Origin of the sequence: Pseudomonas reidholzensis (assembly GCF_900536025.1) — a bacterium.
Taxonomy (GTDB): Bacteria; Pseudomonadota; Gammaproteobacteria; order Pseudomonadales; family Pseudomonadaceae; genus Aquipseudomonas; species Aquipseudomonas reidholzensis.
Genome location: NZ_UNOZ01000019.1, coordinates 161,932 through 175,309, shown reverse-complemented (window position 1 = coordinate 175,309; position 13,378 = coordinate 161,932). Strand labels below are relative to the sequence as shown.

The window sequence follows — 13,378 nt, the reverse complement described above, 5'->3', positions numbered from 1 at the left end:
ACGAACTTTATCCGGGCTTTGGCCGTTAGACCATCAGTGGCTATTAATAGTCGACATGTCTGCCATTGATTGGGCCCCGCGCAAATTCGCGCATTGGCACCCGGAAATCGGTGCAGGGTAACAGCCTTTGGCCTTAAGATTCACCCCTGCCCCACCTTTGGCGAATAGGCTAAGCGCATCGATGAACCGTAACGACCTGCGTCGCGTAGACCTCAACCTGCTGATCGTGTTCGAAACCCTGATGCACGAGCGCAGCGTAACCCGCGCCGCCGAGAAGCTGTTCCTCGGCCAGCCGGCCATCAGCGCCGCGCTGTCGCGCCTGCGCAACCTGTTCGATGACCCCCTGTTCGTGCGTACCGGGCGCAGCATGGAGCCCTCGGCCCGGGCCAACGAAATCTTCGCCCTGCTCTCGCCGGCGCTCGACTCGATTTCCACCGCGGTCAGCCGCGCCGCCGAGTTCGACCCGGCCACCAGCACCTCGGTGTTTCGCATCGGCCTGTCGGACGACGCCGAATTCGCCCTGCTGCCGCAGTTGCTCAAGCGCATCCGCGCCGAGGCCCCGGGCATCGTCCTGGTGGTGCGCCGGGTCAATTACCTGCTGATGCCCACCCTGCTCGCCTCGGGCGAGATCTCGGTGGGCGTCAGCTACACCAGCGACCTGCCGGCCAACGCCAAGCGCAAGGTACTGCGGCGCAGCAAACCCAAGCTGCTGCGCGCCGACAGCATGCCGGGGAGCATCACCCTGGATGATTTCTGCGCCCGGCCGCATGCGCTGGTGTCGTTTGCCGGGGACCTGTCCGGGTTTATCGATGAAGCCCTCGACGAGATCGGCCGCAAGCGCCACGTGGTGCTCGCGGTGCCGCAGTTCAACGGGCTGAGCAGCTTGCTGACGGGGACGGATATCGTCGCAACGGTGCCGGATTACACGGCCGAGGTGCTGACGGCGGGTGGCGGGGTCCGGGCCGAGGATCTGCCGATTGAAGTGCGTAGCTTCGAGCTGCACATGGCGTGGCGTGGGGCGCAGGATAATGATCCGGCGGAGCGGTGGTTGCGGTCCAGGATTCAGATGTTCTTCGGCGACCCTGAGAGTCTTTGAAGGTGCCTGAAACCGCCGAAAAACTATTCAAAGACAAACCCGGTCATGCCAGGCGTTACCCCAACGGTAGGACGCATGCACGTGCGCAATACCCGCCACCCGCCGGTGCCATCCGCCCTCGACGAGCCTGCTCGGCAAGCACTACGGATGTAAATCAAGCCTTGGCAGCTCGGCTTGCAACCGGGCAATAAAACCCGGTAAATCCATCTGCGCAAGAAATCCGTTGCGGCCCATCCGTTTGCAACCTCTAAAAACTTTCCTCGTGACCGGCATCGGCTACTTCGGGCTCAGCGGCGGTAATGCGCCTCGATAAGCGCCAGCATCTCGTCAACATGGTTATCGATCTGGGTGCGACCCCAGTCGTCCCCATTGCCCAGCACATGGAACATGTGCGCCAGTTTCAAGGAGTCGTACTTCGGCTTGGCGCGGAAGGCCGCCTGCTTCTTGATCACCGCCAGGTTGCTATACGACGAGTTCTCTCCCGGGCTGAGCAGTACCAGATTGCCAAAGCCGTGCAGCAGGTGGTCACTGAGTGTGCTGCCAAACTCTTCGTTCTGAGGGTGCACGTGTTCGACCGAGTTCTTCGATGTGATCCGGTACGACTGCAGCCGTGCCGAGTGCAACCAACCGAACGAGCGTCGCTCCCGCCAAAGAATATATTCCAGCTTCTGGAACCAGTAGTGCTCGAAGCTCGTGCCGTGGTGCTCCTTCAGATAGGCGATCTTGTCCTTGATCGGCAAGGATTCGGCTGTGCCGCTGGAGAGCAGTTGATAACTCGCCTCCTTCTGAGTCATTTCCGTGAGGGAAAGCTGGTTGTCGATGCTTTCCAACAGCTTCAATACCTGCTGCTCGCCCATGCCGGGCGTTTCGATCAGCTTGCCCAAAAAGGGGGTCAGCCAGTACTGAGCGCTGCGCTCGCCGGTGAGGTAGCGCACGCTTTGCAACTGGCTCAGGTCGGAAGTCTCGAGATGCGTGCGCCATTCCGAAATGATGCGCTTGCGGGGACTGAGCGAACTCAGGCGCAAGGTCCGCTCATCGTCCTCGCCCAGACGGACCCACTTGACTACCCAGCGGTCGAACTGGAAGCGCACGCTCCACAGGCATTCCATGAATGCCTTGGCTTGTGCTGCGCTGGCTGTTTCAACAAAACTCGAGAAGCAGGCGTTGAGGTTACCGTCGTTCACACGGAAACCGATGTCTTTAGCCCCCTGGGCATGGCGGTAGATTCGGTAGGCATGCATCAGCAACAGGCCAAAACTGACGATCGATTGATAGCGAGCCTCATCCTTGTTCTCGGTTTCGCCCACCTGCTCGCCCTGGATTCTCATCGACGAGATTTGATCGATAGACCGGCCTAGGGCGTGACCGGCAGCAGGACGATCCAGGGAGAAGAGATCGAAGGAATGGCTCAGCAGGTCATTGATGCCCACCATGTTCCAGCTGACACCGGCGAAAACATCACGCAGGTTCCTTTCGAAGTAGTTGCCCATGTCCTCGCAGGCCTGCCAGATCCCTTCATACGTCGTGCGGTGATGCTTGATCCGCGACATCAAGCGAGCCTTGAGGATATCCGTCTGCTCAAGCTGAACGCCGCTGGTGTTGAGCGTAGCGAACAGCTTGTTCAGGTCCATGCCCGCCGGCATGACATTGTTGACCCACGTGACCTGGTTAAACAGGTAGTCGCCCACCCGCTCCAGGGCCTGCTCACCTCCCGTGGCGCGCAACCGTTTGAGGCGATCGCAGGCGACCTTGCGCGCGGCGCTCAGATGAACCAGATAAGGATTGGCAGCATCCTCCTTGTCCAGCGGCTTTTCTTCGGCCAAGCCCGCCCAGGTACTCAACCGGGCCTGGACTTCGTCGCGGATATTGAAGGTGAGGCGGGGAACATTGCCCAGCACCACCAGCGAGCGTAGCGGCGAGCCGGTTTTCAACGCGCAGAAGGCAAGCGCCAGGATCATAAGGGTCGTCATTCGCTGCTGACCATCGATGAGTTCGTAGGTCGTGCTCGCGGCAGGATTGGCGCTGGATGGCACCACGCTGCTCAGCACAGTCCCGATGAAGTAATGGGCTTGCACCGGTTGGCCGTCCGCGTCCGGTTCGCTGGCCTGGATGATTTGCTCAAGGAGTTCCTCCACCGCATCGCCGGGCCAGACGTAGGGGCGCTGGTAGCAGGGAATGGTCAACGATATGCCTTGGACGCACAGCGTGGCGGCGGACTGGACATGGGACTGGACTTGGGCGTTCATCATTTGCCTCCTTGGCAGACGAGGTCATCGCGGCTGATGCGTTCGATGGCACTGCGCAACTCTGCGTCATATTCACCGGCCACCCGCTGCGTTTCAGGCCAGGGCAGATGTAGGTTCAGCGTCAAACCTACCGACTCCACGAAGCGCTTCTTGATGCTGTTCTTGTCCAGATGCTCAGCACTGGCCGTGTAGGTGTAGGCACGCAAGTAATTCAACAGCTCTTGGTGGGTGTGGGCATTTGCGATCCAGTCCAGCAACAAATTGTCCTTGAGGTGCGCCTGCACGCCATCTTCCCGGACGCTGACATCCTTGATCAGGCGATAGGAGAAGATCATCCGGAACATCCACAGGCTGGCTTCAAGCAGACGGGAAGTACCGAACTGGCTGGCGTACATCAGCAACGCGCAATCAAAAGCACGGCTGAGAAACACGCTTCCGCATGCGTCATGGGCCAAGCGCTTGTAGTAGAAGGCGAACGTGGGTTCTTTGGCCGTCTTGTCGACCTCAAGCAAGGTCTTGCGCAAGCCTTGGAAGTAGGCAACTACACGCATGGTATTGACCCCGGTACCCAGCGGCTGGCGCATGGCGTAACCCGGCTGGATGATCTGTGTTTCCCCGCCCGAGGCATCGCGGTGCAGTTGCAGAGACCGATAAGCGATGTCGCCGGTGTCGGAAAGCGTGCACTCAGCGAGCTCCGTGACGATCTGCTTGCGCTCCTGCAGCGGATCCCGATCGCTGGCGACGTTGCGCCAGCGCAAAGTTTGCCAGTGCCGGGACTTCATGAGGGCCGCGACCAACGGTTTGAGCTCGCCGAGCCCCTCCCAGGTTCGGGCGAAATCGTCTTGCACCGCGGCGGCAATACTGCGCAGATGATAGGCCTTGACGATGTCGGCGCCGCTCAAGCGCACGCCCGAGGTGTTCTGGGTTTCGAAGAAACGGTAGGCGTCGTCTTCACGCCGAGTGACGACCAGGGTCACGTTGATACGGGTGAAGTCGATCCGCGGCAGCCGTTGCTGCTCCAGCCAGCGAAGATTCAGCTGGATGCGTCGATGGCTCTCCGGCGCGTTGAACTTCAGTTCGGGCGCGCCTTTCTCGCCGTGCTGGAGGTAATGCAACAAGGCCAGACTGGTAATTCGCTGCTGTCCGTCGATGATGTTGAGCAGACCACGCTGGCGCCCGTCGCCCCCCTCCTGGTGCAAGATGATGCTGCCCAGGTAGAAATCATGGGCCGGTGCATCGCTGCTAAAGAAGCTGCGCAAGTCGTCGAGCAGCCGCCCTAGTTGATCCTCGCTCCAGCGGTAGGGCCGCTGATACTCCGGCAGATGCAGCCGGCCGAAGATGACCCCGCCGTCGCTGGAGGGGATGCGCTTGCCGTTGAACACGTTGTCGAGGCTCGTGGAGGCGACAGCGATGCCCTCAACGTCCAATGGCAATTGCGGGGCGAGCGACCGTTCACTCACGGCTTGATTCATAGGACAGTCCTTGTACTGGGTCCGGCGGCCAGCGCCCCCTTGAGAGGAGACTACAAGTTGCCATAATGGCACAAGGCCATTTCATTCAAAAGCGCTATGAGGGCTGGCGCGCTGTCCAACTGCGCAGCGAGCGGCAACAGAAAGCCGTGGATTTCCCATGCTGCGTTTTTGTGATCGTGTCCCAAGAAGTGGTGTAACTCATCCTGCGGTGCTACTGGCGCCCTCCCCGCCGATGTTTGATCAGCAGCAAGCCAAGATTGACCGCGTAAGGATTATTCCTTACCATTCAGTCAAAACATCCGGGAGAATGCTCATGCCTGCCATCCACGAAATCGCCACGCTGACCTCAAAAGGCCAAGTCACCCTCCCTAAATCAGTTCGCCAGCTACTGGGGGTTGATACCGGTGGCAAGATCGCATTCGACGTCCGCGGGGGCGAAATTGTGGTCAGCAGCGTAAACACCATCCATGAAGACCCTGCCATCGGTGCGTTCCTGGGTTTACTAGAGGCTGATATCCGAGGCGGACGCAACCTCACCACCCTGCCGGAAGACTTGGCGCAAACCCTGCTCGCCAACGCAAATCACTCTGTAAACCTGGACGAAGATATCGACGGTGAGGTCGCGATCTGATGGTGCGACATGGCTGGACACTGCTGTTCCATGAAGGTGTGACTTTACAGCTAAGCAAATTGCAAGAAGCCGCCGCCCGAGCCGAGCAGAACGATCCTCAAGGTTTTGAGAGCAACGCCAACGTCAAACTGTTTCGGGCATTGAGCCATCTGATCATGGAGGCTGTGCCTGCCGACCCCGGCCGTGATGATTTCCGCCAAGGCAACACGCTGGGCACCGCGTACCGACATTGGCGCCGCGCAAAAATCGGCAGGCGCTTTCGGCTGTTCTTTCGCTACGACTCAAGGTCAAAGGTTATCGTCTATGCATGGGTCAACGACGAAAATACCCTACGGTCCGCAGGCAGCAAATCCGATCCCTACGCCGTATTCGAGAAGATGCTGGGCCGCGGCAACCCTCCTGATGACTGGGATGCGCTGACTGCTGCGACGCGTAGCGACTGGGACGAGCCCAAAGCATAGGTTGCGCGACTGGGTGAGAGTTTCTCAAAGGTGCAACGCCCCCTCGGACTGGCGAACGCCATGGCCAGAAGGGACGCGAACCCGCAGCGCAATCAACAGCGCGGCCAGCAGCATCACCACGGCCGCTGCGACGAACACGCCGGCGCTACCACCCAAGCTGAACACTGCACCGCCAGCGGCGGCGCCTGTTGCGATGGCGGACTGCACAGAGGCCACCACCATGCCTCCGGCGCTTTCCGCCTGATCAGGTACCGCACTGGCAACCCAGTTCGACCACGCCACCGGCACACCGCCAAAGGCCAAGCCCCAGAGCGCCAGGAGTATCGCCTGCCCCGGCAACGACGCCGGCAACAGCACCAACGCCAGTGCTGCAACGCCGACCAGTGCGGGCATCAACACCAGCGTGGCCAGCGGATAGCGCTCCAGCAGCCTCCCGGCCAACAGCGTGCCGACGAAGTTGGCCACACCGAACCCCAGCAACATCAGTGACAGCCCTTGCGCGCCAATGCCGATGGTCCCTTCAAGGAATGGCCGAACATAGGTGAACATCGCGAAGTGCCCGCTGTGCACCAGCACACACCCGAACATCCCCATGGCTATGCCTGGGCGCAGCAGCACCTCTAGAACAGTGCGTAGCCTTGCCGGCCGACGCGGCGCGAGGCGCGGCAACGTGAACGACTGGAAAGCCAGGGTCAGCATGCCTACCGCCGCCGCTGCAAAGAACGCGCTGCGCCAGCCATACAGCCCGCCCAGATAGCTGCCCAGCGGCACTGCAACGACCGTCCCGATGGCAATGCCGCTGAAAATGATCGACAGCGCCCGGGGCAACAGAGCATTCGGCACCAAGCGCATCGCTACCGCCGCCGCCATGCTCCAGAACCCGCCAAGGGCAATACCCAGCAAGATGCGCATCAACAACAGCACCGCGAAGCTGGAGGAAATGGCGACCAACAGATTGGAAGCGACCATCAACGTGGAAAACCCCAGCAACACCCAACGCCGGTCGATGCCACGGGTCAGGCCTGGCACCAACAAGCCGGCGAACAGCGCTACTACGGCTGTCACCGTTACCGCCTGGCCAGCCAGCGCCTCGGACACGCTCAGGTCAGTCGCCATCAGCGTCAACAAACTGGCCGGAAGGTACTCAGCGGTCAGTAACCCGAACACCCCCATTGCCAACGAAAACACGGCCATCCACGCGGGGGTCGCAGGCGCTTCATCCAAGCCGACGCCAGGATGGCGGTCGGATACGGCAGTAAATACACAGTCGGTCATGGTACGGATCTCCTGAACTTCATTCCGAACCGAAGTCTAGGCGCGGGCAGCCGGACGATCTATGATTGTAAATCCCTAATTTTTGACTAAAACACCTGAACCATGCCCGCTGACCAGTTTGCTCTCTCCTCGGACCTCATCAACGAGCTATTGCGCGGCATGCGCCTGCGGGGTGTCGAATACCGGCGTATCCAGGCAGGCCCTACCTTCGGTTTGGGCTTCGCGGAAAAACCTGGGCACGCCTGGTTCCACTTCATCGCCGTCGGCAATGCGCTGCTGCGAATGGAGGATGGCACTACCTACGCGCTGTCTGCCGGCAACGCCGTGTTCATCTCCCATGGCGCGGCCCATCAAGTGCTTTCACATCCAGACGCGCCTGTACTGGATATCGACCGTCTGGATGGCGCCCCGCTGGGTGACACCATCAGCGCAGTGGAGACCGGAGCCGATGCCAGCCCCACGCCGAGCACTATTTTGTTCAGTGCCTGTATGGAGTTTGAACTGGGCAGTATCCATGGCCTTGGCAAGTTGATGCCGGGCCTGATGCTGATTGATGCCGGCGGCCAGCGTTACCCCGGCCTGGTACCGATCCTGACAACCATGGAACGCGAGGTTAGCGCCGCACGTGTCGGCTTCGCCGGTATCCTCGCGCGTCTGGCCGACGTGGTGGCGGCCATGGTCGTTCGCGGCTGGGTGGAGTGCGCCTGCGGCAATGCCTCAGGCCTGGTCGCCGCCTTGCGTGATCCACGCTTGGCCGGTGCACTGCTTGCGCTCCATCAGCAACCGGGCCGCGACTGGACCGTGGCGCAGTTGGCCGAGCACTGCAATACCTCACGCTCGGTCTTCGCGGAGCGCTTCCAGGTCACGATTGGCATGGCCCCGCTGCGCTATGTCACCGAACTGCGAATGCGGCTTGCGAGCCAGTGGCTGACCCTCGAAAGGCTACCGATCGAAGAGGTAGCGCAGCGTTTGGGCTATACCTCGCAGGCCGCTTTCAGCCGTGCATTCAAGCGTATTACGGGAAAAACACCTGGATTGAGTCGTAAGGTGAGCCAGCCCGCTGTTACTTGAAACCGAGCGCAAAGTCCGAGCTAGCGCTCTATCCAGATGTTCTTCGGGAATCCGGACAGCCTTTGAATCAAGCCGGCGCAGCGCTCAATGACTGTCTACCGGCTGCGGGTCATTACCGGCCTTGCCCCAAAACGCTTCGGCAGACTGACTGAGCAATCCTTTTGGGCGGGTCAGATGAATTTCCAGGGGTATATCCCAGCTTTCATCGAGCGCTCTGACCAGGCGCCCCTCCAGGATCTCCTGCTCGGTGAGGCTCTTGGGCAGCCATGCTACGCCTTTGCTTTCCAGAGCCATGGACATGAGTACCGCTGCAAGGTGGCTGCTGAACAGTGGCTTGAGGTGCAGGTAATCTTCTTTGCCACGCAGTCTGTGAGCGACGATACGCCCCAATCCCGACTCATGGGTATAAGCCAGGTAGGGCAACGCTGAGGGTGAGGTGCCGAAGTTGGCGGATGCACTCGCAAGCGGAACCAGAACGTCCTCACCAACCTTCTTGCTGATGAACTGATCAGGCGCCAGTAAAGGCGGCACGTCGGGGTGGCGGTGGCAGAGCATGAACTGAACCTGGCCATGTATCAGCATCTGCTCACAGACAGCCATGCTGTCCGAGTGCAGCTTCACTGCCTCGATGGGGGCGCCGTTTTCCGAGCTTCGCAGCCACTTGGGGAAAAATGTAAACGACAGTGAGTGAGTGGCCGCGAATTGCAGCGACCTGGCGGCCATTCCTGCGACCTCTTGTGCCTCATTGCGCATCCTGTACAACTGCCTGGCAGCCTCTTGGGCACTGGGCAAAATTTGTCTGCCTGCCTCGGTCAGGGTGGCGCCTTGTGGTGTGCGCACCAGCAATTCAACCCCCATCCAGTTCTCGAATGATCGGACCCTGCGGCTAAATGCCGGCTGGGTAACATGCCGCGCTTCTGCAGCCCGAACGAAGCTGCCGTATTCGGCAAGCGCTGAAAGATCTTCGAGCCAGACGAGTTCCAAGGGCCATGCCTCCTGTGCATAGGGTCCGGCATTAATAGCATTGGGCGGGTCACATCGCAAAGCATAACGTGGGGCCACAAACAACAAGAGGAACCCGTCATGCGCATCGTAGACATCCGTGAAAAAACTGTTTCTATCGCCTCGCCCATTGCCAACGCCTACATCGACTTCTCCAAAATGACCTGCTCGGTCGTCGCTGTCGTCACGGATGTGATTCGCGACGGCAAACCCGTCATCGGCTACGGCTTCAATTCCAACGGCCGCTACGGTCAAGGCGCACTGATGCGTGATCGCTTCCTGGCACGCATCACTGAAGCTGATCCCGACACGCTGATCGACCACGAAAACAACAACCTGGACCCGTTCGCCATCTGGAAGACCCTGATGACCAACGAAAAGCCAGGGGGGCACGGTGAGCGCTCGGTCGCCGTCGGCACCATCGACATGGCGGTGTGGGATGCTGTCGCCAAGATCGAAGGCAAACCGCTCTATCGCCTGCTGGCCGACCGCTATCGGGACGGCGTGGCGGATGACAAGGTCTGGGTCTATGCAGCGGGCGGCTACTACTACCCCGGCAAAGATCAAACCAAACTCAAGGCCGAGATGCAGAGCTACCTGGACCGCGGCTACGACGTGGTCAAGATGAAGATCGGCGCGGTCCCGCTGGACGAAGATATCCGCCGCATCGAAGCCGTGCTCGAAGTGGTGGGTGACGGCCGCCGCCTGGCCGTCGATGCCAACGGCCGCTTCGACCTGAAGACCGCCATCGCCTACGCCGAAGCCATCAAGCCGTACAACCTGTTCTGGTACGAAGAGATCGGCGACCCCCTCGACTACGCACTGCAGGCCGAGCTGGCCAACCATTACGAACTGCCCATGGCCACCGGTGAAAACCTGTTCTCCCATCAAGACGCCCGCAACCTGCTGCGCCATGGCGGCATGCGCCCGGATCGTGACTACCTGCAGTTCGACTGTGCGCTGTCCTATGGCCTGGTGGAGTACATGCGCACCCTCAAGGTGATGGAAGAAATGGGCTGGTCCTCCCGCCGCGTGGTGCCGCACGGTGGCCACCAGATGTCCCTGAACATCGCGGCCGGCCTGCACCTGGGCGGCAATGAATCGTACCCGGACGTGTTCCAGCCTTTCGGCGGTTTCGCTGATGGTATCCGCGTCGAGAACGGCTATGTCGGCCTGCCGGATATCCCAGGGGTCGGATTCGAAGCCAAGTCTGCCTTGTACGCCGTCATGCGCGAGTTGGGCGAAGGCTGATCACCCTCGCTCTGCGGCCTCTGCAAAGAGGCCGCAGTCTTCGGCGTCACCCCACCGACGCCGCGCCACATGCCCATCACAACAATAAAATGAGGTGCTTCCGTGGAAATTTCCAGTTCCCGCTGGTACAGCCAGCTGTACGTGCAAGTGCTGATCGGCATCGTGATCGGTGCCGCAATCGGTTACTTCGTCCCTGACATTGGCGCCAAGCTTCAACCCTTTGCCGATGGTTTCATCAAACTGATCAAAATGCTCTTGGCGCCCATTATTTTCGGTACCGTCGTCGTGGGTATCGCGAAGATGGGCAGTATCAAGGAGGTCGGGCGGATTGGCGTAAAAGCGCTGATCTACTTCGAGATTCTTTCAACCATCGCGTTGGTCGTCGGCCTCATCGTAGTCAACATCGTGAAGCCTGGCGAAGGCATGAACATCAACGCCAGTGCACTCGACGCCAGTGCTATCAGCAAATACAGCCAAGCCGCAAGCGAACAAGGCGGCACCATTGAATTCTTCCTCAATATCATTCCGCATACGTTCATTGGCGCATTCTCGAACGGCATCATGCTTCAGGTCATTCTGCTTTCGGTACTGATGGGGGTTGCCCTGGTTCAAATGGGCGAAACCAGCAAACCGCTGATCAACACCATCGACCTGTTCCTGCAAGGCCTGTTCAAGATCGTCGCCATGGTGATGCGCCTGGCGCCGATCGGTGCGGGTGCCGGAATGGCGTTCACGATTGGCAAATACGGGATTGGCACCCTGCTGTCTCTCGGGCAGTTGCTGGTGGCGCTGTACATCACCACCTTGATCTTCATCGTGGTCGTGCTGGGTGCCGTGGCCAGATGGTCGGGCATGCCGCTGATGCAGTTTCTGCGTTACTTCAAGGATGAAATTCTCATCACGCTGGGCACCTGTTCCACCGAAGCCGTGTTACCACGAATGATGGTGAAGCTGGAAAAGCTTGGCTGCAAGAAATCGGTGGTGGGCATGGTGCTGCCAACGGGGTACACCTTCAATGCGGACGGCACCTGCATCTACCTCACCATGGCGGCCATCTTTATCGCCCAGGCGACCAATACCCCACTCACGTTCATGGATCAGATGATTCTGCTGGGCGTATTCCTGCTGACCTCGAAAGGCTCGGCTGGCGTGGCGGGCGCCGGATTCGTGACGCTGGCTGCAACGCTCACGACCATCCACTCCATTCCTCTGGTAGGCCTGGTCCTGCTCCTGGGCATCGACCGCTTCCTCAACGAAGCGCGGGCCGTGACCAACCTGATCGGCAATGGCATCGGCACCCTCGCCATTGCCAAGTGGGACAACTCGTTCGATGCCGAGGCCTGCGAGCGTGAAATCGCCGCCATGAAACACGAAAAGGCGCAGAGGAAGGCATTGCTGGCACAAAAATAACCCGCACCACCATCCGGTCATCGCCCGTCGAAAACGGCGATGACCGGCAGTGCTTTGCGGGTCTCGCTCCGCGTGAACGAGACCAGGCAACTACCCGAACGAGGTGAGGGAGACAACAATGATCGAGCGATCACATCATCGACTGCGCTTGGCATTTGCTGAGTTGCTTCAGGGCACCGCCTGTAAATTTGCCGCGTCCGTTTTCGATCCCCTCTCGGTCCGCATGGCGTCCGACCTTGGTTTTGAGGTTGCCATCCAAGGTGGTTCGGTCGCCTCGCTGCAAGTGCTCGGGGCACCGGACATTGCATTGCTCACGCTCGAGGATTACGTCGAGCAGGTGTGTCGAGTTGGGAGGGCCAGCCAAATCCCGATCATTGGCGACGCTGATCTTGGGTCTGGAAATACGCTCAATGTCATGCGAACAGTGACCGAGCTGCAGAAAGCCGGTGTGGCCGCGCTGACGCTTGAAGACACCCAAATACCGGCCAAGTACGACGAGCAGACGCACGTTCTTATCGAACTGGAAGAAGCCACCAGCAAGATCTACGCTGCGCGGTTTGCCCGTTCAGATGACGCACTCAGTATTATCGCCCGTACGAATGTGGCGGTGACCACGCTGGAGGATTCCATTGCCCGCACCGCCGCCTATCAAAAAGCCGGGGCCGATGCGATTTGCCTTGTCGGCGTCAAGGACCTGCAGCACTTGCAGGCACTCACCTCACACCTTTGCGTGCCGATCATGCTCATCAACTACGGCAATCCGGCGCTGAGCGATATCGAGAAGCTCAGTGCAGCCAATGTGCGGATCGTGGTCAATGGCCATGCCCTGCTCGACCCGGTGCAACTCAGCGCACAGCAAGGTCAATGATCGGGCAATCATTTGCTCGGATTGTGCAATCAGCCCCGCAGGCACCGCTCTATAGTTAGCCGTTAATGAGTGCAAGCTGCTGCGCACACACATTCCGGAGAGCTGTCCCATCATGAGCGTCCTCACCATCAATGGCCGTGAATACACGGTTGACGTAGATCCCAGCACCCCCATTCTCTGGACCCTGCGTGACACCCTGGGGATGACCGGCACCAAGTTCGGCTGCGGCGCGGCGCTGTGCGGCGCCTGCACCGTTCACCTGGATGGTCAGGCCATTCGATCCTGTGTGACGCCAATAGCCGCGGCCGAGGGTCGCAAGATCACCACCATCGAAGCGGCAACAGATGGCAGCGACCCGGTCGGTGCGGCGGTTCATGAGGCGTGGGTCAAGCACGATGTGGCGCAGTGCGGGTACTGTCAGAGCGGGCAGATCATGAGCGCCACGGCGTTTTTACAGGCGCAGCCCAAAGGCAAGCAACCCACCGCTGCCGAGATCGATTCGGCCATGGCGGGCAATATCTGCCGCTGTGGTACCTATGCGCGTATTCGCGCAGCCGTGGCGGATGCCGCCAAAGTCCTTGCCTGATCGGAGCTC

Annotated in this window: 12 protein-coding genes; 8 read left to right on the top strand and 4 right to left on the bottom strand. The window is 60.0% G+C overall.

All coding sequences use genetic code 11. The features are described 5' to 3' along the window. The first annotated feature begins 181 nt into the window (after positions 1-181). Positions 182-1,096, top strand: a complete 915-nt coding sequence (locus CCOS865_RS14570) for a LysR family transcriptional regulator (RefSeq protein ID WP_119141976.1) — start codon at positions 182-184, stop codon at positions 1,094-1,096. A gap of 287 nt (positions 1,097-1,383) precedes the next feature. Here the strand turns inward: CCOS865_RS14570 and CCOS865_RS14565 are convergent, their stop codons facing one another. Continuing rightward, a complete protein-coding gene (locus tag CCOS865_RS14565) occupies positions 1,384-3,342 on the bottom strand; it encodes a DUF262 domain-containing protein (RefSeq protein WP_167469062.1) in 1,959 nt (652 codons plus the stop codon). Next, a complete protein-coding gene (locus CCOS865_RS14560) occupies positions 3,342-4,814 on the bottom strand; it encodes a DUF262 domain-containing protein (protein WP_119141972.1) in 1,473 nt (490 codons plus the stop codon). Before CCOS865_RS14560 ends, CCOS865_RS14565 begins: the two co-directional genes overlap by 1 nt. A 313-nt stretch (positions 4,815-5,127) precedes the next feature. Here CCOS865_RS14560 and CCOS865_RS14555 point away from each other — a divergent pair, with 313 nt between their 5' ends. Together CCOS865_RS14555 and CCOS865_RS14550 are read left to right on the top strand one after the other, a co-directional pair. Continuing rightward, positions 5,128-5,445, top strand: a complete 318-nt coding sequence (locus CCOS865_RS14555) for a type II toxin-antitoxin system PrlF family antitoxin (protein ID WP_119142063.1) — start codon at positions 5,128-5,130, stop codon at positions 5,443-5,445. Next, positions 5,445-5,906: a type II toxin-antitoxin system YhaV family toxin gene (locus CCOS865_RS14550; RefSeq protein ID WP_119141970.1), complete on the top strand. Its 462-nt coding sequence runs from the start codon at positions 5,445-5,447 to the stop codon at positions 5,904-5,906. The genes CCOS865_RS14555 and CCOS865_RS14550 overlap by 1 nt, the downstream gene beginning before the upstream one ends. Positions 5,907-5,930: 24 nt before the next feature. Here CCOS865_RS14550 and CCOS865_RS14545 read toward each other — a convergent pair whose 3' ends face one another. Then, positions 5,931-7,181 carry an MFS transporter gene (locus tag CCOS865_RS14545; RefSeq protein WP_119141968.1) on the bottom strand — a complete coding sequence of 417 codons (1,251 nt, stop codon included), beginning with the start codon at positions 7,179-7,181 and terminating at the stop codon, positions 5,931-5,933. Positions 7,182-7,283: 102 nt separating this feature from the next. Here CCOS865_RS14545 and CCOS865_RS14540 point away from each other — a divergent pair, with 102 nt between their 5' ends. Next, entirely contained in the window at positions 7,284-8,252 is a 969-nt protein-coding gene (locus CCOS865_RS14540; RefSeq protein ID WP_119141966.1) for an AraC family transcriptional regulator, read from the top strand. 84 nt (positions 8,253-8,336) lie between these two features. Here the strand turns inward: CCOS865_RS14540 and CCOS865_RS14535 are convergent, their stop codons facing one another. Beyond that, entirely contained in the window at positions 8,337-9,236 is a 900-nt protein-coding gene (locus tag CCOS865_RS14535; RefSeq protein WP_119141964.1) for a LysR family transcriptional regulator, read from the bottom strand. Between the two features lie 99 nt (positions 9,237-9,335). Here CCOS865_RS14535 and CCOS865_RS14530 point away from each other — a divergent pair, with 99 nt between their 5' ends. The 4 genes from CCOS865_RS14530 (at position 9,336) to CCOS865_RS14515 (ending at position 13,369) form a co-directional block, all read left to right on the top strand. Then, positions 9,336-10,505: a mandelate racemase/muconate lactonizing enzyme family protein gene (locus CCOS865_RS14530; protein ID WP_119141962.1), complete on the top strand. Its 1,170-nt coding sequence runs from the start codon at positions 9,336-9,338 to the stop codon at positions 10,503-10,505. A 102-nt stretch (positions 10,506-10,607) separates the two neighbouring features. Beyond that, entirely contained in the window at positions 10,608-11,915 is a 1,308-nt protein-coding gene (gene dctA, locus CCOS865_RS14525) for a C4-dicarboxylate transporter DctA (RefSeq protein WP_119141960.1), read from the top strand. Positions 11,916-12,033: 118 nt separating this feature from the next. Continuing rightward, a complete protein-coding gene (locus CCOS865_RS14520) occupies positions 12,034-12,783 on the top strand; it encodes an isocitrate lyase/PEP mutase family protein (RefSeq protein ID WP_119141958.1) in 750 nt (249 codons plus the stop codon). Positions 12,784-12,895: 112 nt separating this feature from the next. Continuing rightward, the gene (locus CCOS865_RS14515) at positions 12,896-13,369 is read left to right on the top strand and encodes a (2Fe-2S)-binding protein (protein ID WP_119141956.1); all 474 of its coding nucleotides are present in this window, start codon (positions 12,896-12,898) and stop codon (positions 13,367-13,369) included. Positions 13,370-13,378: the final 9 nt, after the last annotated feature.